Genomic DNA, 22,888 nt, shown 5'->3' with positions numbered 1-22,888 from the left:
AAATCAAGACTGCAATGCATCGCTCAGGCGGCGCATACGGCCACTTACTGAGTTATCGATGACCAAGTCTCCAGCTCGAATAATAACCCCGGCAACCAGGGTTTCGTCTACACTACAGTTCAGCTTTACTTTGCGCTCAAGACGCGCGGCGAGCTTGTCACTGATGGCTTGTTGTTGCTCTTCGGAAAGAGCCGTCGCTGAAATCACTTGAACTTCAACTTCTTTTTCCAGTTCCAGACGCATCGCGAGGAACTGCTCACAAACCTCAGGAAGAGCTTTTAAGCGCTTGTTTTCGGCCATCACCTTAATCAGGTTTTGACCAAAATCATTGAGCTGATCACCGCCAACTGTGATGAACATCTCTGCCAATGTGTCAGCAGAGAAAGAGGCATCCAACATATGTTGAACACGTTCATCACGGGCAATCTCAGCAGTAAAGGCGAGCATTTCAGCCCATTGAGCTAACTCGCCTTTTTCTACCGCAAAATCAAAGGCTGCTTTCGCGTAGGGGCGAGCGAGTGTTGTCAGTTCAGACATTGCTGCCCCTCCTTGTTACAGTTCTGCAGTGATTTTATCGAGAAGATCTTTATGAGCATTCTCGTCAATAGAGCGCTCAATAATTTTCTCGGCACCAATAACAGCGAGCGATGCAACTTGCTTGCGCAGCTCATCGCGAGCACGGTTACGCTCGGCTTCTAGCTCGGCTTTACCCTGATTGAGGATATTGTCGCGCTCAGCAGCCGCTTCTGCACGTGCCTCATCGAGGATTTGTGCTTTGCGCTTATTGGCCTGCTCGATAATGTCAGTTGCGTTGCGCTTCGCTTCTTTCAATTGATCAGAAGCATTCGCCTGGGCCAAATCCAGGTCTTTGGCGGCGCGATCAGCCGCCGCGAGACCGTCAGCGATTTTTTTCTGACGTTCTTCAATCGCTTGCATCAATGGTGGCCATACATATTTCATGCAGAACCACACAAAGATAGTGAACGCGATTGCCTGGCCTAGCAGAGTTGCGTTGATATTCACAACGGCGCCTCCTTAATCATAAGCTAAAGGGTCTGTTCAGCTATTAGCCAGTTTACAGTTGACCTACGAATGGGTTCGCGAACGTGAACAGCAGTGCGATTACGATACCGATCATTGGAACCGCATCAAGAAGACCCGCGATGATGAACATCTTAACTTGCAGCATAGGAGCCATCTCAGGTTGACGTGCTGCACCTTCAAGGAATTTACCACCCAGCAGGGCGAAACCAATCGCAGTACCAAGGGAAGCAAGACCTACAATGATGCCCACGGCAATTGCAGAAAAGCTCAATAAAGTTTCCATCACTATCTCCAGTTTTCGTTGTCGGCTTTGAGCCAATAATGACTAACAAATTGCTTTCTAAAAAATGTCATCAATGATCTGAGTCTTCGTGTGCCTGCGAGAGATACACGATGGTCAACATCATAAAGACAAAGGCTTGAATCGTAATGACTAGAATGTGGAATATTGCCCACGGCACAGAGCCCAGCCATTGCGCCCACCACGGCAACAACGCCGCGATAAGAATAAATACCACCTCACCGGCAAACATGTTACCGAACAGACGCATCCCGAGTGAAATAGGCTTCGCCAGCAGCGAAACTATCTCCAACAGGAGGTTGAACGGAATCATGATAGGGTGATTGAACGGGTGTAGCGCCAGCTCTTTGGCAAAGCCACCCACACCTTTAATCTTGATGCTGTAGAAAATCATCAAGAAGAACACGCCCAGCGCCATCGCAAGGGTGATATTTACGTCTGCAGTTGGCACCACTTTCAAGTAAGGAATGCCTAACCAGTGTTCCGCCGGATACGGTAGAAAATCGATAGGGATTAAGTCCATCGTATTCATCAAGAATATCCAGACGAAGATAGTCAGGGCCAAAGGTGCGATCAGTGGATTTCGTCCATGGAAGGTTTCGCGGACGTTGTCATCAACGAACTCAACCAAGATCTCAACGAAGCACTGAAACTTACCCGGGACACCTGTCGATGCTTTCTTTGCCACCGATCGGAAAAGGCCTAGGAAGACAATACCGATGAGGACAGAGAAAAACAGGCTATCAATGTGAACCGCCCAAAACCCCTCACCGCTTGACAAGTGTGTCAGGTGGTGAGTGATATAGCCAGACGGTGTAAGCGCATCACCTGACGCAGCCATAACTCATCCTATTTGTTGTTGTTAATGAATAAAACTGGCGCGAGGATATTAACCCCTAATGCCAGCAAATAGGCCAGTTTGAGGGGAAGCAATTCCACCTCGACATACAGGTAAGCAAGGACAAACAAGACGACAGTCAGTGAAATTTTCAACACTTCACCGCTAAAGAAGGACGCAACTACGAATTTCGCAGCTCTTGCCCCACTAAAAAGGAAAGCACACGCCGCAAAGGCAGCATTGGCAACCACAAAGATGCCTCCACCGATTAGCGCGGATTTTCCCCAGTCGACACTGATAGCAAGCGCCATCACGATTGCCGTTGCTAATACGACGCCAGCTTGCAAAAGCACCAATTTTGTCGCGATTTCACGACCCGGCCGCGCGAGCGTCGATACCATGTATTTGTTCCTCGATTCCGTTCCACTTAGCACTGTTGCCGTGCTGGGAAAACAGCAAAAATTATACGTTTCGCCCCAACTAATGCAATCGCATCGATGTAAAAAAGCGGGGAAAATTTTACAACAGAGTAACCTGATCACAGTAAGCGCCTTTATGTAACAAAAAGCGAATGGCATAGGTCACATTTCTTCGTCGAAAATTGCAAGAATTTGCGCTAATTTTTCAGATTCTTCAAAATTAATCACCAATTTCCCACTACCGTTTTTCTGTTGTGTTAACGCGACACTGGCTCCTAGCTTATCGCCAAGTCGTTGCTGGAGCGCTTCGACTTCAGGTGATAATTTAGGCTTTTCCGTTTCAACAGGAGGCGAAAGCATCTTTTTTACTAGTTTTTCTATCTGGCGAACCGTCATCTTTTTATTGACGGCGGTCAGCGCCGCATCGATTTGTGCGTCGCCTTCGAGCGCCAGCAGGGCACGTGCGTGACCCATCTCGAGTTGTTTGTTAAGCAGCAATTGCCGCACACCGGACTCCAATCCATTCAACCTAAGTAGATTACTAATGGTGGCCCGAGATTTACCGAGTGACTCCGCCAACTGTTGGTGAGTCAGTTCAAATTCGTCAACTAAGCGCGCGAGTGCCTGGGCTTCTTCCATCGCATTCAGGTTCTCGCGCTGGATATTCTCAATCAAGGCGACCGCACTGGCGACCTTATCGCTCATCTCGCGCACCAAGCAGGGGACATTGTTAAGCCCTGCTTGCTTAGCGGCACGCCAGCGACGCTCACCGGCAATGATTTCATAGCGCCCGGCTGCCACTTGACGGACAACCAAAGGCTGAATAATACCTTGCGCGCGGATGGACTCGGTTAACTCTTCCAGTGCCTCCTCAGCCATATCTTGACGTGGCTGATACTGACCTGGCTCCAACGCAGTAACGGGCAACTGCTGTAATTCGCTGTTACTCGTATTGGTGGACTCAGGGGAAGCTTGGGTGGATGACTGTGCATGTGCACTGGTCGCCAACAAGGCATCCAGGCCCTTTCCAAGACCGCGTTTCGCTGAATTCATTGTTTTCCTCAGGCATTGACAGCGTCTGGCGAGGAGCGTGCTTGCTCTTCGCGACGCAGGATTTCACCCGCAAGGGCGAGGTAGGCTTTGGCACCGCTCGATAATTTGTCGTAGTACATGGCGGGTCGGCCATGACTTGGCGCTTCCGCAAGCCGCACGTTGCGAGGAATCACGGTACGATACACCTTATCACCGAAGTGTTTTTTGATCTGATCCGATACTTCGGTCGCTAATCGGTTACGCGGATCGTACATGGTGCGCAGCACCCCTTCCACGTGAAGCTCAGCATTGACCACACTGGCCAGCTTGCTGATGGTATCCATCAATGCCGTTAACCCCTCCAGGGCAAAGTACTCACACTGCATGGGAACCAACACAGAGTTGGCAGCGGTCATTGCGTTAATAGTCAGCAAGTTGAGCGAAGGTGGGCAATCAATAAAAATATAATCATAGCGATCCACCACCGGCTCAAGCATGGTGCGCAGGCGAACTTCGCGAGCGAATACTTCCATCAGCTTAATTTCAGCGGCGGTCACGTCGCCATTGGCGGCAATCAGGTGATAGCTGCCTGCCGTGTCTTCCACCACGACTTGCTCAAACGGTGTGTCTTCAATTAAGAGGTCGTAGGCAGTGGCATGCACATCGTATTTATCCACCCCACTGGCCATGGTCGCGTTGCCCTGTGGGTCTAAATCAATCAGTAGCACTTTGCGATTGGTGGCAGCCAGTGACGCTGCAAGATTGACACTGGTGGTGGTTTTCCCCACGCCGCCTTTCTGGTTTGCTACCGCGATAACTTTACCCACGTGCTCTCGACCTCTATTCGTTACTCTTTGCTCTCAAGATTACTAGATGACGCGCCCCTTCCAATCCCGGTACCTTCAAAGCTTTGATATCGGTCACAGAACAAGCAGCAGGCAAGGCATCCAGCTCCTGCTGGTCCACTTGCCCTTTCAGCGCGTAAAATTGTCCCTCAGCATGAGGAAGATGTTGGCACCAGCTCACCATGTCGTTCATGGAAGCAAACGCCCGGCTCAAGACGCCATCAAAGCCATTATCGGGGATAAAGTCCTCGACGCGGCTTTGTACCGGCGTGACATTGTCTATTTCTAGTTCGTGCAACACTTGGCGAATGAAGCGGATCCGTTTCCCTAAACTGTCTAGTAAGGTGAAGTGTTTATCCGGATTCGCAATAGCCAGAGGAATACCTGGTAATCCTGGACCTGTCCCCACATCGATAAAATGATCGCCGTCAAGATGGGGGGAAACAACCAAACTATCAAGAATATGTTTCACCACCATGTCTTCGGGACGACGGACAGATGTCAGGTTGTACGCCTTGTTCCATTTATCCAACAGGCGCACATAGGCAAGGAGCTGAGCCTGTTGTTGTGCAGACAAAATCAGGCCTGCTTTGGCAAGCCCTTGTTGTAGTTGTGATTCCATTTATGCCCCTTTCTTCAACATGCCTTGTTTTTTCAAGTGCACAAGCAAAATGGAGATGGCAGCGGGTGTCACACCAGAAATTCGAGACGCTTTGCCCACGGTTTCCGGGCGTGCATCGGCAAGCTTCCCTTTCACCTCATTGGACAAGCCTTTGATTTGCTCATAATCGAGGTCTGTTGGCAGTGTCGTATGTTCATGACGCTGCGACTTGGCGATTTCATCCTGCTGACGGTCGATGTAACCGGCATATTTCACTTGGATCTCCACTTGCTCACTGGCTTGCGTGTCTTGATGGGCCGGCCCAAAGGTCGGTAACGCCACAATATCTTGATAACGCAGCTCAGGACGACGCAGCAAATCTTCGCCATTGGCTTCACGTGCTAAGGGGGTTTTCAGCATGGCGTTAAGCGCAGTAACATCGTCCGAATGTGGATGGATCCAAGTCCCACGCAGGCGCTGACGCTCTTGCTCCATGTTTTCCATTTTCTGATTAAAACGCGCCCAGCGTGCATCGTCGACCAAACCAAGCTCGCGCCCTTTTTCGGTTAAGCGCATATCAGCATTGTCTTCGCGCAATAGTAATCGATACTCGGCACGAGAGGTAAACATGCGGTAAGGCTCTTGGGTGCCCATGGTGGAGAGATCGTCGATCAACACGCCCATATAGGCTTGATCGCGACGTGGGCTCCAGCCTTCTTTGCCTTGTGCTTGTAATGCCGCGTTACACCCAGCGAGCAAACCTTGCGCCCCGGCTTCTTCATAACCGGTGGTACCGTTAATTTGTCCCGCAAAAAATAACCCGTCGATAAATTTGGTTTCTAGCGTTTGTTTGAGATCGCGAGGATCAAAGAAATCATACTCGATCGCATAGCCAGGGCGGATCACTTTGGCGTTTTCAAACCCTTTGATCGACTGGATAATGCCCATTTGCACATCAAACGGCAAGCTGGTGGAGATGCCATTCGGATACAACTCATTGCTGGTCAATCCTTCTGGTTCCACAAAGATTTGATGTTTGTCTTTGTCGGCAAACCGCATCACCTTGTCTTCAATCGACGGACAATAACGCGGCCCAATACCTTCAATCACGCCAGAATACATCGGACTACGAGAAAGGTTTTCGCGGATGACGTCGTGCGTTCTTTCATTGGTGTAGGTGATATAGCACGGGATTTGTTGCGGATGCTGCTGGACATTTCCCATGAATGAAAATACCGGGCAAGGGGTATCACCATGTTGGGTTTGCATCACTGAAAAATCGACCGAGCGTGCGTCAATGCGCGGAGGTGTGCCGGTTTTCAGTCGATCAACGCGAAACGGTAATGCACGTAAGCGATCCGCAAGTTTGTTTGACGGCGGATCACCGGCACGTCCACCCGCGTAATTATCCATACCGATATGGATTTTCCCACCCAAAAAGGTTCCGACCGTTAGCACAACCGTGGTCGCGCTGAACTTCAGCCCCATTTCTGTTTCTACGCCTGTAACACGATCCTGCTCGACGATCAGGTCGACCACCGCTTGTTGAAACAAAGAAAGGTTTGGCGTGTTCTCCAAGGTATGACGGATCGCCGCTTTGTAAAGTGCGCGATCAGCTTGAGCTCGTGTCGCGCGTACCGCCGGTCCTTTAGATGCATTCAGCGTTCTAAATTGGATCCCGCCTTTGTCGGTGGCTTGCGCCATGGCACCACCCAAGGCATCAATTTCTTTTACCAGGTGTCCTTTCCCGATCCCACCAATCGCGGGGTTACACGACATCTGTCCCAAGGTGTCGATATTATGGGTCAACAACAGTGTTCTTTGATTCATCCGGGCAGCAGCCAGTGCCGCTTCGGTACCAGCATGGCCACCACCCACAACGATGACGTCAAAGTGATCCTGGTAAAACATGATTAAAGCCTCAACCTGGTTAAGTGTTTGCGCATGAACTAAGCAAAAGGGGCGACATTCTAGCGCTTTTTCTGCCAACAGGGAACCAAACCTTGATCCGGATCGTTAGAGCGCATTGGCTTTATATATATAGGATCTTTATATAGATCCTTTGTTAGATCTACTATTAGGGAAAGGGATCTTAGTGGATAACTAAAAAAAGATCATAGAGATCAAGGATCTTGAAACGATCACTTTCTGTGGGTGGCCTTGGATCCGATCCTGTATCACCTGGGATCAAAATGGGTAGTTATCCACATAGGGGGCAGGGGGTGAAAAGTATTAAATGGATAACTAAAGGAAGATCACTGGGTTATTCCTTAGTTATCCACAGTTAGGTTGGTTGTTTTTTGTTCACTTGAGCGCGTGAAGTTGTGGTTCCCAGTCTGTTAACCAGCGTTCGGCTTCATCTTCTGGGACCGGATGCGCTTGAATATCGATATCAATGCGCTCACCGACTTTGATTGCGCCCAAGTCTTGTAATAACGCATCTGCTTTCATGCCTGCTTCGCAAAACGTGTCGTAGCTCGAGTCCCCAATCCCGACCACGCCATAGTGAACGTCGCGTAGCATCGGGCGCTCGGTGATCAGTTGTTCCATTAAGGGAGCGATGCTGTCTGGAAAGTCCCCTGCGCCATGGGTTGACGTGACGATCAATAGGGTAGAGGCACCGAGCACATCATCAATGAGCCCCTCGTTGACCACTTGAGGGTGATGGCCTTTTGCTTGCAAGAGATCTGCGAGATGATCGCCGACATACTCAGCGCCACCTAGGGTACTGCCGGTAATAATAGTGATAGTTGCCATGCTTTCCTCATCGTTAAGGTATTCATCCCTAGTATTTCGACCTTACCTCAAGGAGTCAATCTCCGCTTAAACCGCTTGGCTAGCCGTCATCTGGCTAAGTTGACAGACACATTGGTTGCCGCCCGCTTGTTTCGCCTCCGTCATGGCTTGGCAGGCTTGGTCAATTAACTCGATCGCTTGACCGTTTCCGGAAAAGTGCTGAACGATGCCTATCGAGGCGGTGAATGCATGGGCGCCGCCATGAAAGGTAAAGGGGGTCTCTGCGATGGCGTGATAACATTTAACCGCCCATTTTGGGGCATCGGCGCAATCATTTTCTTTGAGCATGACTAAAAACTGATCGGCGTGAGTGCGGCTAAGTAGGGCATCGCGTGGTAGATGACGATGAAGTAGGCCGGCCAGGAACTGTAAGCTTTGATCACCAATAGAGTGGCCATGTTGCGTATTAAAATGCTGAAAATGATCAATATTAATGCAAAGGATTGCGATCGGCTTGTCGGTCGATGATTGGCACTCCGTGCTCAGTCGGCGATAAAACTGGGTTGCATTCCATGTTTGCGCTAGGGGCTCGCGCTGAATGTACTGCCGTGCCTGCCGGTTGAGGGTGTAGAGATCATGGAGATAGAAGTCCATTAAAATCACTGATAAGGCAATAAATATCAGGACAACGCTAAGGTAAATGGTTTTGCTGTTTAGGGTGGAAAGGTTCACCAAGGGGTCGGGTGTGGGTAATACCTGGATGGAAAACATTAAGCCGATGGCTGTCAGTGATAGCCCGTAACGCGCCAGACGCTCATTGGGGTCAAACAGCAATAAGACGATAGTGGGCGAGACCAGTAACAAGAGTTCGTTCTGGCTTTGTGCCGCAAACACCCAGTAAGACATGATGAACTGCTGGGCAAAAAACATGAAAAAAAGGTAGTACCGAGCGATATACCAGCGTCCTGACCACATCAACAGCCAGGTTGCCGCGTACAAAAAGGCGTAACTGACGTTGTGCCAAGCCGCGATCGGGGTTTGGAAAGCAAGCCAGTACATGGTGGAGAAAATGATCGTGCCAACCACGCAGATCACCGTGAGTAGATTGGTCATGCGGATCTGATGCCGCATCAGTTGATTATGTTCACTCAGGCCTATTGATAAGATCGGGTTAAAACTTGCCAGCATAGTACCTCCATCCACACCTCGTTAAAGCGTAGCTGATCATGGTGAAAACTACGTGGATAACTTACGATCGAATAACGAGGATAAAGGGGATCAGGCGAGGTATTACAAGGGATCCTTAGTAGAAGGATCCCGTGATCAGGTTGGGGATAATTACTTCCCGATGCAGAATGAAGAGAAAATTTTCCCCAGCAAATCATCGGCACTGAACTCACCGGTGATGGTATTGAGGTGTTGCTGAGTGAGGCGTAATTCTTCTGCTAAAATCTCGCCGGCCATATAACCTTCTAGTTGCGCCTGACCGATGTCCAAGTGATGTGCGGCATTAGCAAGCGCGTCGAGGTGACGGCGACGCGCCATAAATCCGCCTTCACTGCCGCCGGCGTAGCCCATACAGGCTTTGAGGTGCTGACGTAATGCGTCCATGCCTTCGCCCGTTTTGGCACTTAAGCGGATGAGTGCGGGATCATGGTTACTATCGTGTCCCATTGGCTCGCCGGTCATATCGACTTTGTTGCGGATCACTGTCATGCCCATCGCTTTAGGTAAACGTGAAACAAAGTCTGGCCAAATTTCCGCAGGATGAGTGGCGTCGGTAGTGGTGCCATCGACCATAAATAGAACGCGATCGGCTTGCTCAATTTCATCCCATGCCCGCTCGACACCAATACGTTCGACCTCATCAGCGGTATCGCGTAGCCCTGCCGTATCAATAATGTGCAAAGGCATACCGTCAATATGAATGTGCTCACGCAAGACATCCCGAGTCGTACCGGCGATATCCGTGACAATCGCGCTATCTTTCCCTGATAAGGCATTCAATAAGCTTGATTTTCCGGCGTTGGGGCGGCCCGCGATCACCACTTTCATTCCCTCACGCATAATCGCCCCTTGGTTGGCTTCTTTGCGCAGTGTGGCGAGGTGCTCGATAATCTGCGTGAGATCGCTGGCGACTTTGCCATCAGAGAGAAAGTCGATTTCTTCATCGGGAAAGTCAATTGCGGCTTCAACGTAAATACGCAGGTGAATCACTTTTTCCACCAGCGCATTCACCTGACTAGAGAAGGCGCCTTGCAGCGATTGCAAGGCCGAGCGGGCGGCCTGCTCGGAGCTGGCATCAATCAAGTCGGCAATGGCTTCAGCTTGGGCTAAATCCAGTTTGTCGTTTAAAAACGCGCGTTCGGAGAACTCTCCGGGTCGTGCGGCACGCACCCCAGAAAACGCACTGATACGCTGAATAAGCATGTCCATGATCACTGGGCCACCATGGCCTTGCAGTTCAAGCACATCCTCGCCTGTGAACGAATGAGGGCCTTTAAAGAATAAAGCAATGCCCTGATCGATAGGTTGACCCTCTTGGTCGATAAAGGGCAAATAATCTGCACGACGGGGCGCCAGATCACGTCCCGTCATTTTTGTACCAATCTCATGGGCGAGCGGGCCAGACACGCGGACAATCCCTACGCCGCCGCGGCCAGTTGCAGTGGCTTGTGCCACGATAGTGTCGGTTTGAGCCATAGTGCACACTCTATATTTGAATTACAGGCCTTTAGGCCATAAACGACAAAAAAAGGCGACCGCCGGGTCGCCTTTTTATTATTACGTGACGCGGCCTGAGTTACGAGCGTGAATGCAGGCCTTTTTTCTCCAACGACTTGTAAATCAGTGTCTGTTGGATAAGCGTGACCACGTTCGATACCAGCCAGTATAGAACCAGACCGGATGGGAAGAACAAGAAGAAGAACGTAAAGACCACAGGCATAAAGGTCATGATCTTCTGCTGCATCGGATCGGTGACCGTGGTGGGGCTCATCTTCTGAATCAAGAACATGGATGCACCCATCAACAGCGGCAGCACATAGTATGGGTCTTGTGCCGACAAGTCTTGAATCCAGCCAAAGAATGGCGCATGGCGCAATTCTACCGACTCCATCAGTGCCCAGTACAAGGCAATAAAGATCGGCATTTGCAGAACCAATGGCAGACAGCCACCAAGCGGATTGACCTTCTCACGCTTATAGAGCTCCATCATCTCTTGGCTCATGCGTTGACGATCGTCACCGATACGCTCTTTCATTTCTTGCAGTTTAGGCTGCAGCATGCGCATTTTCGCCATCGAGGTGTACTGCGCTTTAGTGAGCGGGTACATGGCGCCACGCACGATGAAGGTTAGCATGATGATGGCCAGACCCCAGTTCCCCACAAAGGTTTGAATGGTGGAGAGCAACCAGTGCAGCGGTTTAGCGATAAACCATAGCCAGCCGTAGTCGACCACCAAATCCAGGCTTGGTGCCACCGCGGCCATTTGCTCTTGCAGTTTCGGACCAACCCACAAAGTTGCGGTGAGCGTCTTGCTGGTGCCAGCGGCAATGGTATCGCGGGTCTTGGTTTGGATATAACCGTATTGAGCCGTGGTACGGGTGCTCAGCACATTATTGTCCGCCCGTGGGATCCACGCGGTAGCAAAGTAGTGCTGGATCATCGCGGCCCAACCTTGGTCAAACGTCACGTTCAGGTTTTTGCTTTGCATATCATCAAAGCTGTACTTTTCGTAACGCTTGTCGTCGGTGGAGTAGGCGCCACCGCGATAAGTCGGCATGGTCAAACTGCCGCCATCGTCCAGCAAGTTTTGCTTAAGCTGGGTGTACATGGTGACACTGGCATTGTTGTCGGTTTGGTTGTTGATAGTGTGTTCAACATCCACCGCATAGCTACCACGCTCAAACACGAAGGTTTTGGTGTAGGTAATGCCATCTTTCTCAACCGTCATTGGCACCCGTAGGGTGTCTTGATCGTCCGAGAGCGAGAAGTTGTTTTGCGTCACCTGGTATTGTGCGCGTCCCTCTGCCGTATCGATGCCGTTGGCACCAATTAAGCCGCTTTGTGCCACAAAGGTATGATCAGGTTTGCTGTGCAACAGCGTGAAGGCGTTGTCAGAATCCAGCTCCGCATCATATTGCGGGAGCTCGGCATGGACAACATCACCGCCTTGCGTATCAATTTTCAGTGTTAAAACGTCAGTGTTGATGGTGACAAGCTTGTCAGAGACAGGCTGTGCATCAAGAGACGTGGTATCACCGTCATTGCTGCTTGGCACGTCACTGTGAGTGGTTTGCTGCTGCTCAACGCCCTGTCCCTGCGGTTGCGGGGAGTCTGGTTTGTTCCATTCCATGTAAAGCATGAAAGAAACGAACAATAGGGCAATCAACAGGATATTGCGTTGGGAATCCATTGTTAATTGTCTCTGTTATGGTGGTCGCAAGGCGGCACAGGATCGTAACCGCCATCATTCAAAGGGTGGCATTTTAATAGACGTTTGCCTGCCAACCAACACCCTTTTATCACACCATGGGATTGAATCGCCATGATGGCGTAGTGAGAGCAGGTTGGTGTAAACCGGCATCGTGGTCCAATAAGTGGACTTATAACCAGTTGGTATCCCCGAATCAGCGCGATGAGCGCTTTTTGCGCGGTGGTCGCGACAAACGTTGCCATAACTTGTCCAATTCGTCTCGCAGCGCTTGATTGCTTAGGTTGTTAGCACTTTTTTTCGCGATCACCACAAAGTCTTTCGCCGGCAGTTGATGTTGACGTAAACGAAAGCTTTCGCGGACCACACGTTTAAAGCGGTTGCGATCAACAGCAAGTTTGATTTGCTTTTTCGGTACAGCTTGACCGAGACGTGGATGGCCGAGTGGGTTGTTTCTGGCGAGTATAGTTAAGTGCGGCGAACCGGCGCGATGCGGTTGCTGGAAGACGGCACTGAAATGTTCGGGAGTTAGCAGACGTAACTCCCGAGGATAAGCGAGCTTATTCACAAATCACTGCGGATTATTTAGAAAGCTGCTTGCGGCCTTTCGCACGGCGAGCGGCAATGACCTTACGGCCGTTCTTAGTCGCCATGCGCGCACGGAAACCGTGAGTGCGCTTACGCTTTAGAACTGAAGGTTGAAAAGTGCGTTTCATGGTTTCTACCTTTATTACTGATCAGTGTTAGGTTTGTTAACCCGACGTGGGAGGGTAGCACTAGGCTTGACTCCGACGCCTCTCAACAAAGAGGGCGGATTGTAGCCATTGACTAACGATTAGTCAATCACTAACCGACGCCACTCCGGGCGGTGAATTATAAGCTCTTGGGCACAGATCGCAAGGATCGATCCCCAAGCGATCGTCGACTAGGGAGCGATCCCGACTTGATTCAAAAACTTATGCAAACGGGGATCGTCGCATTGGTTAAATAACCAATCCGGTGTCCCTTGGGCAATAATATGGCCGTCGTTCATAAATACCACCCGATCCGCCACATCGCGAGCGAACTGCATTTCATGGGTGACCACCAGCATGGTTTGGTGGCGAGTGGCGAGCTTTTTCATCAACGCCAACACTTCGCCAACCCACTCTGGATCGAGGGCTGACGTGGGCTCATCAAACAGCAGCAGCTCAGCCTCCAGCGCCATCGCCCGGCCGATGCCAACCCGTTGCTGTTGTCCACCCGATAAAGAGGCCGGGTAATGATCCCCTTTATCGCCAAGCCCAATATCATCGAGAATTTGCTGGGCACGCTCACGGGCTTTGTCTTTCGCCCATCCTTTAACGGTGCGCAGCCCTTCGGCAATGTTGTCACGGGCATTGAGGTGAGCAAATAACGCATAATTTTGGAAAACAAAGCCAGTTTGACGCCGCAACGCCAGAATATCCTGCTTACGGGTGGCCATATTGCCGCTATCAACGCGTTGCTCCCCGATTTCGATGATCCCTTGCTCGGCACGCTCGAGAAAATTAATGCAACGCAATAAGGTCGATTTACCGGTGCCGCTAGGACCAATAATGCAAACTATTTCGCCTCGGTCGATAGTGAGGTCGATGCCGTCGAGCACCGCAACGCCTTGATAGATTTTTTTTAGCTTTTCTATCTTTATCATCGTTGATACGCCTTATTTAGGTGTGCCTCGGCCCAATACTGAACGCGTGTTAATGCCACAACCACGGCCCAATAGATGAGTGCCACCGCTAAGTAAGCTTCAAAGAACTTGAAGCTGGATGACGCTTCCATTTGCGCCTGTGCCATGATTTCCGCGACCCCGAGCGTAAAGGCGAGTGACGTGGCTTTAATCATATCAATGAAGTAGTTCATCAACGATGGCAGGGCAATACGCACCGCTTGCGGCAAGATGATGCGTTGCATCGCTTGGCGGGTGGTCATGCCCACCGCCAGACTGGCTTCCATCTGGCTGCGATCCACCCCGGTAATGGCGGCGCGGATTGACTCGGCCATATACGCAGAAAAATGCAGACTGATTCCGATCACTGCGGCGGTAAAGGCTTCCATTCCTACTAAGGCGGGGATGACCTGAGGGAGACCGTAATAAAGTAGAAACAGTTGCACCAATAGCGGGGTGCCACGGAAGAAGCTAATAAAGATCTGTGCAATACCATTGAGCCCTGGGATGCGAAACACGCGAATCAAGGCTATCGCCACTGCCAAGGCGAGGGCGAAGATGAGGCCCAGTACAGCCATCTCCATGGTGATCCCCAAATAACGCAGCAGCAGGGGAAACAAGGAGGCCATGTAATCAAAATCGAACGCCATGATTGACCTTTAAACAAAAAAGCCCGCCTACGCGGGCTTATTAAATGAAAGTAAACACTTACTTTTTAGTGATATCGCCACCGAACCATTTGGTTGAGATATCCGCCAAGGTGCCGTCCTCACGCATCGCGTTTAGCGCAGCATTGACTTCATCACGTAAGCGTTGACCACGCTCTGAGTCGACAAACGGCCATGCATTAGCAATGGTTTCAAAAGGTTGTCCAGCTAATTGTAGGGGCAGACCTGACTCTTTGATCAATTGTAGCGCGGAGAGGCGATCCATAATAAAGGCATCAGCACGACCCAAGGCCACATCGTGTTCAATCCCGGTTTCGTAGGTTTTGATGTTGATATCATCAGCGGATGGGTGTTCACGCAACAGTTGTTCAAAGTTCGAGCCTAAGTTAACGGCCACGGTTTTACCCTTCAGATCGGCGACCGAGTTAATGGCATCATTGCCTTTACGAACCGTGATTTGTGCGCCGTCCACCACATACGGGTCAGTGAATAGATATTTCGCTTGGCGCTCATCGGTGATGGTGATTTGGTTTGAAATGGTGTCGATACGGCCGGTTTGTAACAGACCAAACAGTCCTGAGAAGTTAGCGGTGACATACTCCACATCGTAGTCGTTGCGCTCGCCAATCTCATCCCACAAATCGACTTCGAAACCTTGTAGCTGGTCTTGTTTAACAAACGTAAACGGAAAGTAGCGGCCAGACATGCCCACTTTTACTGTTTCAGAAGCAAAGGCGGGGGCAGTGAGAATCATGCTCACGCTGAGCAGGGCGTTGATGAACCATTTAGTCATGAAAAGCTCCGTAGTAACCACATCGATATTGATAAGGTGCGTAATATAGAGGGTGGCAGTGGCAGGCGAGAAATACCTTCTTGTTATGAGTAATAACTTATTCACCGAAGTTGTCGTGTAATTCCTGGGATAAACCCCACATTGATCAAAATTATGCACAAGGAAAGAACAGGATCATTGGCCAATCTGATCCTATTCTTGTGAGTAAAACATGGGTTTGCTGTGGCGATCTCACGTATTTCTGTGGGATCTATGTGAATAACTCGGATCTTATTCACTGATTTCGGGATCTTGTGGGTAGCGATCTGGGCGCGACAGGAGTACCATTGTGGCCTTTCTCTTTTCGGTACAACTGCGTGGAGTCAAACGTGTCATCATCGCTTTGGTTGCAGTGTCTTGAACGTCTTCAAGATGATTTACCTGCGACAGAATTCAGTATGTGGGTACGGCCACTTCAAGCCGAGCTCAATGACAATACGTTGACCCTCTTTGCCCCAAACCGTTTTGTGCTTGATTGGGTGCGAGATAAGTATCTGCATCAAATTAATCAATTACTGAACGAGTTTTGTGGTGTCGACGTACCCATGCTGCGCTTTGAGGTGGGGAGCAAACCGGTTGCCGCAACGCCACAAGCTGCCCCTGCCGGGCCTGCTGCTGCGCCCGCTCCGCAACAAGCGGCGCCAGCGCCGCCGCAAGGACGAGTGTGGGAGCCTGCTCCCTCACCGGTGCAATCGGATGTTAATCATCGCTCCAACGTCAACCCCAAACACAAGTTCAATAACTTTGTTGAGGGTAAATCGAACCAGTTAGCCTTGGCAGCCGCGCGTCAGGTGTCGGATAACCCGGGGGCGGCCTATAATCCCCTTTTTCTTTATGGCGGAACGGGCTTAGGTAAAACGCACTTGTTGCATGCGGTGGGTAATGCCATTTCTGATCGCAAAGCGGATGCGCGCGTGGTGTACATGCACTCAGAGCGCTTTGTGCAAGATATGGTGAAAGCGCTGCAAAATAATGCTATCGAAGAGTTTAAGCGTTATTACCGCAGTGTCGATGCGCTATTGATTGATGATATCCAATTCTTTGCCAACAAAGAGCGCTCGCAAGAAGAATTCTTCCATACCTTTAATGCGTTGCTTGAGGGTAACCAGCAAATCATTCTCACCTCCGATCGCTATCCCAAAGAGATAAACGGGGTCGAGGACCGCTTAAAATCGCGGTTTGGCTGGGGGCTGACCGTCGCGATTGAGCCGCCAGAGCTGGAAACCCGGGTGGCGATTTTAATGAAAAAAGCGGAAGACCATGCCATTCGTTTGCCTGATGAAGTGGCCTTTTTTATCGCGAAAAGACTGCGTTCTAACGTGCGTGAACTTGAAGGGGCGCTTAACCGCGTGATCGCCAATGCCAACTTTACAGGCCGTGCGATCACCATCGATTTCGTCCGAGAAGCGTTGCGGGATTTGCTCGCCTTGCAAGAAAAGTTGGTCACCATTGATAATATCCAGAAAACCGTGGCTGAATATTATAAAATCAAGATGGCAGACTTGTTGTCTAAGCGTCGGTCTCGCTCAGTGGCGCGACCCCGCCAGATGGCGATGGCGCTAGCAAAAGAGCTGACCAACCACAGCTTACCGGAAATTGGTGATGCATTTGGCGGTCGTGACCATACCACCGTATTGCATGCTTGTCGTAAGATTGAGCAGCTGCGTGAAGAAAGTCACGATATTAAAGAAGACTACTCTAACCTGATTCGAACGTTGTCGTCCTAATTATGAAATTTACTCTTACGCGTGAGCAATTACTTCAACCGCTTCAGCAAGTTTCTGGGGCACTAGGCGGGCGTAGTACCTTGCCGATTTTAAGTAACCTATTGATTGAAGTGGCGGAGCAGCAACTCAAGCTGACGGCGACCGATATGGAGGTCGAGCTCAATGCCACCGCACCGCTGGACGGTGAGCATCTTGATGGGGCGATCACTGTGCCTTCGCGTAAGTTTATGGATATCATCAAAGGCTTACATAGCGAAGCTCGTATCACTGTGGCGCAAGAAGGTGACCGCGTGGTGGTGCGAGCGGGACGAAGCCGCTTTACATTATCGACCTTACCGGCTTCAGATTATCCCAACATCGAAGACTGGCATGCCGAAGTGAGCTTACAAGTACCGCAAAGCAAGCTGGGTCATCTGATTGACGCCACGCAGTTTTCGATGGCGAACCAAGATGTACGCTATTATCTCAATGGACTCTTATTCGAAACCGATGGGCATACGCTGCGCACCGTTGGGACGGACGGCCACCGGATGGCGGTGTGTCATTTATCCATGGAAGAGGCGTTGCCCGCACAACAAGTGATTGTGCCACGTAAAGGCGTCAGTGAGTTGGCGCGTTTGCTCGATGATAGCGAGCACCCGGTGAATATCCAAATTGGCGCGTCTAATATTCGTGCGGTGGTGGGCAATGTGACCTTTACCTCTAAATTGGTTGATGGGCGCTTTCCTGATTATCGGCGTGTGTTGCCACAATCCACTTCTCGAACGCTTGAGGTCGACTGTGCTGAGCTCAAGCAAGCATTGTCATTAGCCGCGGTATTATCGAACGAGAAATTTCGCGGCGTGCGAATGAATATTGAAGGTAGCGAGCTGCGTATCTCCGCCAACAACCCTGAGCAAGAAGAAGCGGAAGAGTTTTTGGAAGTCGACTATCAAGGTGAGCCAATCGAAATCGGTTTTAATGTCAGTTACGTGCTCGATGTGCTCAATGTTTTACGTTGTGACAAGGTGCGTTTTTCGATGACAGACGCGGTGGGCAGTACCTTGATTGAGGACTGCGATCGCGAAGACGCCATGTATGTTGTGATGCCAATTCGCCTCTAGGTTATGGCGCTATCACGACTGGTCGTCCACGACTTTCGAAATATTGAAGCCTGCGATATTGAGTTGTCGTCAGGCTTTAACTTTTTAATTGGCCCCAATGGCAGTGGTAAAACCAGTGTATTGGAAGCCATCCACTTTCTCGGTCATGGGCGCTCCTTTCGCAGCGCGCTTAACAGCCGAGTGATTCGTCATCAGCAACCCAATCTTACGGTACATGGTCGTGTAAAAACGCAAGATGGGATCTTGCTTCCGGTCGGCATTCAAAAGCGCCGAGACGGCAGTGCAGATGTTAAAATCGGTCAAGAAAAAGGGCAAAAGCTGGTGGCCCTGGCCAAAGTGCTGCCATTGCAATTGATCACCCCTGAAGGTTTTGAGTTATTAACCGATGGGCCCAAGTTTCGTCGTGCGTTTATCGATTGGGGGGTGTTTCATTCTGAGCCAGGTTTTTTTGAAGCTTGGACACGAGTGAAGCGCCTAACGAAGCAACGCAACGCCGCGTTGAAAACAGCGCGCCACTATGGCGATATCCAAGTATGGGATACGGAACTAGCACGCCTTGCCGAACAAATCAGCGCATGGCGTCAGGCTTACGTTGATGCGGTTGCCGCGCGAGCGACCGCATTATGCCAAGCATTTCTTCCCGAGTTTTCCATCCAGTTTCGTTTTTACCAAGGATGGGAGCGAGGCGCAGACTATCAGGCATTGTTGGCGGCGAACTTTGAGCGCGACCAGCAAATGGGATACACGGTATCAGGGCCGCATAAAGCCGATTTGCGCATCAAGGTGGCAGGTACGCCAGTCGATGATGTGCTATCGCGCGGACAGTTAAAATTAATGGTATGTGCACTTCGGCTCGCACAAGGCCAGTTGTATAGCGAGGAGCAAGGTATCGCTTGTATCTACTTAATCGATGACTTTGCCTCCGAATTAGACAGTCGCCGGCGAGCACTATTGGCCAGTGAGTTGACCCGCATTGGGGCTCAGGTTTTTGTTAGCGCCATTAGTGCCGATCAAGTCGCGGAAATTTGCGACGAAAATAGTAAGATGTTTCATGTGGAACATGGCAAAATTAACGCAGGATAAATAAGCGAGAGTAACTCAATGTCCAACGAATACGATTCATCGAGTATCAAGGTACTGAAGGGCTTGGATGCCGTGCGTAAGCGTCCGGGAATGTATATCGGCGATACCGACGATGGTACCGGCCTGCACCACATGGTGTTTGAGGTGGTCGATAACTCGATCGATGAAGCACTGGCCGGACATTGTAATGATATCGTGGCGACCATCCACGAGGATGGCTCGGTATCGGTTCGCGACGATGGTCGTGGTATCCCGGTCGATATTCATGAGGAAGAAGGTGTATCGGCCGCACAAGTGATCATGACCGTCCTCCACGCCGGCGGTAAGTTTGATGACAACTCTTATAAAGTCTCTGGCGGCCTTCACGGGGTGGGGGTGTCGGTGGTCAACGCCTTGTCAGAAAAACTCGAGTTGACTATTTGGCGTAATGGCCATGTTCACCAGCTTAATTTTGCGCACGGTGAGCCTCTAGGACCGCTGGCTGAAATGGGTGAGACCGACCAAACCGGTACCCGTATTCGTTTCTGGCCAAGTGAAGAGACTTTCTCTGATATCAACTTCAACTATGACGTGCTTGCCAAGCGCTTGCGTGAGTTGTCTTTCCTTAATTCGGGTGTCTCCATTAAGTTGATTGACGAGCGCGAAGAAGACAAAGCGGATCACTTTAAATACGAAGGGGGCATCCGCGCGTTTGTCGAACACCTCAACAACAAGAAGACCTCCATCCACCCATCCGTTTTCCACTTTGAGCATACTCGGGAAGACGGGGTTAGCGTTGAAGTGGCGATGCAGTGGAACGATGGCTATCAAGAAAACATCTACTGCTTTACCAACAATATTCCGCAGCGCGATGGTGGTACTCACCTTGCGGGTTTTCGTGGCGCATTGACACGTACGCTCAATAGCTTCATGGACAAAGAAGGTTATTCCAAAAAAGCCAAAGCCGCGACGTCTGGCGATGATGCCCGTGAAGGCTTGACCGCGGTAGTCTCGGTGAAAGTGCCGGATCCCAAGTTCTCAAGCCAGACCAAAGACAAACTGGTGTCATCGGAAGTGAAATCGGCGGTTGAATCCGCCATGAGCAGCCACTTATCAGACTTTCTGATTGAGCACCCTGCCGATGCGAAAGTAGTGTGTACCAAGATCATTGACGCTGCCCGTGCGCGTGATGCGGCACGTAAAGCACGTGAAATGACGCGTCGTAAAGGCGCGTTGGATCTAGCTGGCCTTCCCGGCAAGCTTGCTGATTGCCAGGAAAAAGATCCGGCGCTATCTGAACTCTACATTGTGGAGGGTGACTCTGCAGGCGGCTCAGCCAAGCAGGGGCGCAACCGTAAGAACCAAGCGATTTTGCCGCTCAAAGGTAAGATCCTCAACGTCGAGAAAGCCCGTTTTGATAAGATGTTGTCCTCGCAAGAAGTGGCGACACTGATCACGGCAATGGGGTGCGGGATTGGCCGGGAAGAGTACGATCCGGACAAGCTACGTTATCACAGCATCATCATCATGACCGATGCGGATGTCGACGGCTCGCATATTCGTACCTTGCTGCTGACCTTCTTCTATCGCCAAATGCCAGAGCTGATTGAGCGAGGCTATATTTATATTGCTCAACCACCGCTTTATAAAGTGAAAAAGGGCAAGCAAGAGCAATACATCAAAGATGACGAGGCGATGGAGCAGTATCAGGTGGCATTGGCGTTGGAGAATGCGTCATTGTTCGTGAACCCAGATGCGCCAGCGATGCACGGCGAGTCACTTGAGAAATTGGTGAAAGAGTACAATGGTGTGCTCAAGCTGATTCAGCGTATGAAGCGTCGCTATCCCGCCGCGCTACTCAATGAGCTGCTTTATCAACCGCGTTTGTCAGTCGATGACCTGCGCGACGAGTGGGCAGCTAAGCAATGGGTAGAAAACATTGTTGGGATTTTGAATCGTAAGTCGACGGGTGAAAGCCAGTATCAGGCATCATGCCGACTCGATGAAGAGCATCAGGTATGGGTGCCAGAGCTGGTGGTGCGCACCCATGGTGTCGATTATAAATACTTAGTGAGCTATGACTTCCTGAACTCGAAAGAGTACGGTCGAATCGCAAGCCTATCGGAAACCTTAAATGATCTCCTGGATGAAGGGGCGTATGTTAAGCGCGGTGAACGTACGCAATCGGTAGAGAGCTTTGAGCAAGCTCTCAACTGGTTAATCAAAGAGTCAACCCGTGGTGTGTCTCGTCAGCGCTATAAAGGTTTGGGAGAGATGAACCCAGAGCAGCTTTGGGAAACCACTATGGATCCTGAAGGTCGTCGTATGATGCAGGTGACGATTCAGGATGCGGTTGCCGCGGATGAGTTGTTTACCACCTTGATGGGTGATCAAGTTGAGCCACGTCGTGCGTTTATCGAAAATAATGCGCTGAAAGTAGAAAACCTCGATGTATAAACGATAAATCAACTATTTATCAACAATTAAGGCCAGCATTGCTGGCCTTTTTCATGCCTGTTTGGGAGGCAAACCTCAATATGTAACTGTTTTTATATACAGTATTTTTAGCGCGAGTACACTTATCATTCCCTTAACGACAAAATGATAGGAATCCTGATGTCTATAAAAACGCGCGCTAATCTCCAATTGGTTTATGTTTCTGATATTGACCGTTCTGTGGGTTTCTATCAGCAACTGTTTCAATGTGATCCTGTCTTTACCAGTCCCAGGTATGTGGCGTTTTCTGCCTCTGAGCAGGGAGATGCCTTATTCGCGTTGTGGACAGGCGGCGAGCAGCCCTCACCCTCTATGACACGACTGAGTGAAATTGGCATTATGGTGCCTACCAATGATGACGTTGATGCCGTTTTTGACCAATGGTCGAACAACCTAACCATCAATGTTGTGCAAGCTCCTTACGATGATGTGTTTGGTCGAACCTTCGTGATTCAAGACCCTGATGGGCATCTCGTGCGCGTTGCGCCGCTTGATTAAGCATATCGCTATTCCAATAAGGAGCAATTATGATTGACCATCTAAGTACCTACGCAACGAACTTCTCGGCAACTAAAGAGTTCTATCGTTCGGTGTTTGAACCGCTCGGCTATGCGATCCAAATGGAGTTTGTTGCAGAATGGAATACTGATTTTCCGACCCAGCGAATGTGTGCTTTTGGACCAAGCGATCGGCCCATCTTTTGGGTGATAGAAACCCAGACTCCCTATACCCCTCGTCATATAGCATTTTCATCACCAACAAGAGCGACGGTGGAGGCGTTTTACGATGCTGGAATGGAGGCTGGGGGAATCGATAATGGTAAGCCAGGTCTGAGGCCTATGTATCACAACCATTACTTTGGGGCATTTCTTATTGACCCAGACGGCAATAACATTGAAGCGGTATGTCATCATCCAGAGCCGTAGTTTATTAAAGCGGTCAGAGGTATTTGAACGTACCCGTATGGGTAGATAAAACGGTAACACGTCTGGCGATGATAAAAATCGTTCGATGAGGCTTGAAATCAAATTACCCAACCCTATATACAGTAATGAGGCG

At 50.2% G+C, this 22,888-nt stretch carries 25 protein-coding genes; 6 read left to right on the top strand and 19 right to left on the bottom strand.

What is annotated here, in order from left to right; translation table 11 throughout:
- Positions 1–3: 3 nt before the first annotated feature.
- The 19 genes from atpH to BZG72_RS11910 all read right to left on the bottom strand — a co-directional run bounded on the left by atpH (position 4) and on the right by BZG72_RS11910 (position 15,402).
- A complete protein-coding gene (gene atpH, locus BZG72_RS12000; RefSeq protein WP_046074860.1) occupies positions 4–537 on the bottom strand; it encodes a F0F1 ATP synthase subunit delta in 534 nt (177 codons plus the stop codon).
- 15 nt (positions 538–552) lie between these two features.
- Positions 553–1,023: a F0F1 ATP synthase subunit B gene (atpF, locus tag BZG72_RS11995; RefSeq protein ID WP_046074859.1), complete on the bottom strand. Its 471-nt coding sequence runs from the start codon at positions 1,021–1,023 to the stop codon at positions 553–555.
- Between the two features lie 52 nt (positions 1,024–1,075).
- Positions 1,076–1,327: a F0F1 ATP synthase subunit C gene (atpE, locus tag BZG72_RS11990; RefSeq protein ID WP_025672872.1), complete on the bottom strand. Its 252-nt coding sequence runs from the start codon at positions 1,325–1,327 to the stop codon at positions 1,076–1,078.
- Between the two features lie 70 nt (positions 1,328–1,397).
- On the bottom strand, positions 1,398–2,186 hold the full coding sequence (gene atpB, locus BZG72_RS11985) for a F0F1 ATP synthase subunit A (protein WP_077607318.1): 789 nt from the start codon (positions 2,184–2,186) through the stop codon (positions 1,398–1,400).
- Positions 2,187–2,194: 8 nt separating this feature from the next.
- On the bottom strand, positions 2,195–2,584 hold the full coding sequence (locus tag BZG72_RS11980; protein ID WP_077607317.1) for a F0F1 ATP synthase subunit I: 390 nt from the start codon (positions 2,582–2,584) through the stop codon (positions 2,195–2,197).
- 180 nt (positions 2,585–2,764) lie between these two features.
- On the bottom strand, positions 2,765–3,655 hold the full coding sequence (locus tag BZG72_RS11975; protein ID WP_046074856.1) for a ParB/RepB/Spo0J family partition protein: 891 nt from the start codon (positions 3,653–3,655) through the stop codon (positions 2,765–2,767).
- 8 nt (positions 3,656–3,663) lie between these two features.
- Positions 3,664–4,461 carry a ParA family protein gene (locus tag BZG72_RS11970; RefSeq protein WP_046074855.1) on the bottom strand — a complete coding sequence of 266 codons (798 nt, stop codon included), beginning with the start codon at positions 4,459–4,461 and terminating at the stop codon, positions 3,664–3,666.
- 13 nt (positions 4,462–4,474) lie between these two features.
- Positions 4,475–5,101: a 16S rRNA (guanine(527)-N(7))-methyltransferase RsmG gene (gene rsmG, locus BZG72_RS11965; RefSeq protein WP_077666882.1), complete on the bottom strand. Its 627-nt coding sequence runs from the start codon at positions 5,099–5,101 to the stop codon at positions 4,475–4,477.
- Positions 5,102–6,991 carry a tRNA uridine-5-carboxymethylaminomethyl(34) synthesis enzyme MnmG gene (gene mnmG, locus BZG72_RS11960; protein ID WP_046074895.1) on the bottom strand — a complete coding sequence of 630 codons (1,890 nt, stop codon included), beginning with the start codon at positions 6,989–6,991 and terminating at the stop codon, positions 5,102–5,104.
- A gap of 393 nt (positions 6,992–7,384) precedes the next feature.
- Positions 7,385–7,837: an FMN-binding protein MioC gene (mioC, locus tag BZG72_RS11955; RefSeq protein ID WP_046074853.1), complete on the bottom strand. Its 453-nt coding sequence runs from the start codon at positions 7,835–7,837 to the stop codon at positions 7,385–7,387.
- Positions 7,838–7,903: 66 nt separating this feature from the next.
- Complete coding sequence (locus BZG72_RS11950) at positions 7,904–9,004, bottom strand: GGDEF domain-containing protein (RefSeq protein WP_052708062.1); 1,101 nt, start codon at positions 9,002–9,004, stop codon at positions 7,904–7,906.
- 150 nt (positions 9,005–9,154) lie between these two features.
- Positions 9,155–10,519: a tRNA uridine-5-carboxymethylaminomethyl(34) synthesis GTPase MnmE gene (gene mnmE / locus BZG72_RS11945; RefSeq protein WP_077666881.1), complete on the bottom strand. Its 1,365-nt coding sequence runs from the start codon at positions 10,517–10,519 to the stop codon at positions 9,155–9,157.
- A 100-nt stretch (positions 10,520–10,619) separates the two neighbouring features.
- On the bottom strand, positions 10,620–12,233 hold the full coding sequence (gene yidC / locus BZG72_RS11940) for a membrane protein insertase YidC (protein WP_046074851.1): 1,614 nt from the start codon (positions 12,231–12,233) through the stop codon (positions 10,620–10,622).
- Positions 12,234–12,235: 2 nt separating this feature from the next.
- Entirely contained in the window at positions 12,236–12,496 is a 261-nt protein-coding gene (gene yidD, locus BZG72_RS11935) for a membrane protein insertion efficiency factor YidD (RefSeq protein WP_077607312.1), read from the bottom strand.
- Entirely contained in the window at positions 12,448–12,819 is a 372-nt protein-coding gene (gene rnpA / locus BZG72_RS11930; RefSeq protein ID WP_046074850.1) for a ribonuclease P protein component, read from the bottom strand. Before rnpA ends, yidD begins: the two co-directional genes overlap by 49 nt.
- Positions 12,820–12,832: 13 nt before the next feature.
- Positions 12,833–12,967 carry a 50S ribosomal protein L34 gene (gene rpmH / locus BZG72_RS11925; RefSeq protein WP_025672864.1) on the bottom strand — a complete coding sequence of 45 codons (135 nt, stop codon included), beginning with the start codon at positions 12,965–12,967 and terminating at the stop codon, positions 12,833–12,835.
- A 209-nt stretch (positions 12,968–13,176) separates the two neighbouring features.
- Entirely contained in the window at positions 13,177–13,923 is a 747-nt protein-coding gene (locus BZG72_RS11920) for an amino acid ABC transporter ATP-binding protein (protein WP_077666880.1), read from the bottom strand.
- Entirely contained in the window at positions 13,920–14,591 is a 672-nt protein-coding gene (locus BZG72_RS11915; protein ID WP_046074848.1) for an amino acid ABC transporter permease, read from the bottom strand. Before BZG72_RS11915 ends, BZG72_RS11920 begins: the two co-directional genes overlap by 4 nt.
- A 58-nt stretch (positions 14,592–14,649) precedes the next feature.
- Entirely contained in the window at positions 14,650–15,402 is a 753-nt protein-coding gene (locus BZG72_RS11910) for an amino acid ABC transporter substrate-binding protein (RefSeq protein ID WP_077666879.1), read from the bottom strand.
- A gap of 368 nt (positions 15,403–15,770) precedes the next feature.
- On the opposite strand from BZG72_RS11910, the gene dnaA reads away from it, so the two are divergent.
- From dnaA to BZG72_RS11880, 6 genes are all read left to right on the top strand, one after another.
- Positions 15,771–17,168: a chromosomal replication initiator protein DnaA gene (dnaA, locus tag BZG72_RS11905; protein ID WP_046074846.1), complete on the top strand. Its 1,398-nt coding sequence runs from the start codon at positions 15,771–15,773 to the stop codon at positions 17,166–17,168.
- Between the two features lie 2 nt (positions 17,169–17,170).
- The gene (gene dnaN, locus BZG72_RS11900; protein WP_077579394.1) at positions 17,171–18,271 is read left to right on the top strand and encodes a DNA polymerase III subunit beta; all 1,101 of its coding nucleotides are present in this window, start codon (positions 17,171–17,173) and stop codon (positions 18,269–18,271) included.
- 3 nt (positions 18,272–18,274) lie between these two features.
- Entirely contained in the window at positions 18,275–19,354 is a 1,080-nt protein-coding gene (gene recF, locus BZG72_RS11895; RefSeq protein WP_046074844.1) for a DNA replication/repair protein RecF, read from the top strand.
- A gap of 18 nt (positions 19,355–19,372) precedes the next feature.
- Positions 19,373–21,790, top strand: a complete 2,418-nt coding sequence (gene gyrB, locus BZG72_RS11890; protein ID WP_077579396.1) for a DNA topoisomerase (ATP-hydrolyzing) subunit B — start codon at positions 19,373–19,375, stop codon at positions 21,788–21,790.
- A 159-nt stretch (positions 21,791–21,949) separates the two neighbouring features.
- The gene (locus BZG72_RS11885) at positions 21,950–22,327 is read left to right on the top strand and encodes a VOC family protein (protein ID WP_046074842.1); all 378 of its coding nucleotides are present in this window, start codon (positions 21,950–21,952) and stop codon (positions 22,325–22,327) included.
- 29 nt (positions 22,328–22,356) lie between these two features.
- The gene (locus BZG72_RS11880; protein ID WP_046074841.1) at positions 22,357–22,755 is read left to right on the top strand and encodes a VOC family protein; all 399 of its coding nucleotides are present in this window, start codon (positions 22,357–22,359) and stop codon (positions 22,753–22,755) included.
- The last annotated feature ends 133 nt before the right edge of the window (positions 22,756–22,888 follow it).

The sequence above is a fragment of the Salinivibrio sp. PR6 genome, from assembly GCF_001995955.1.
Classification (GTDB): domain Bacteria; phylum Pseudomonadota; class Gammaproteobacteria; order Enterobacterales; family Vibrionaceae; genus Salinivibrio; species Salinivibrio siamensis.
The sequence above is the reverse complement of the archived record's forward strand: the minus strand, read 5'-3'. Positions and strand labels throughout refer to the sequence as shown.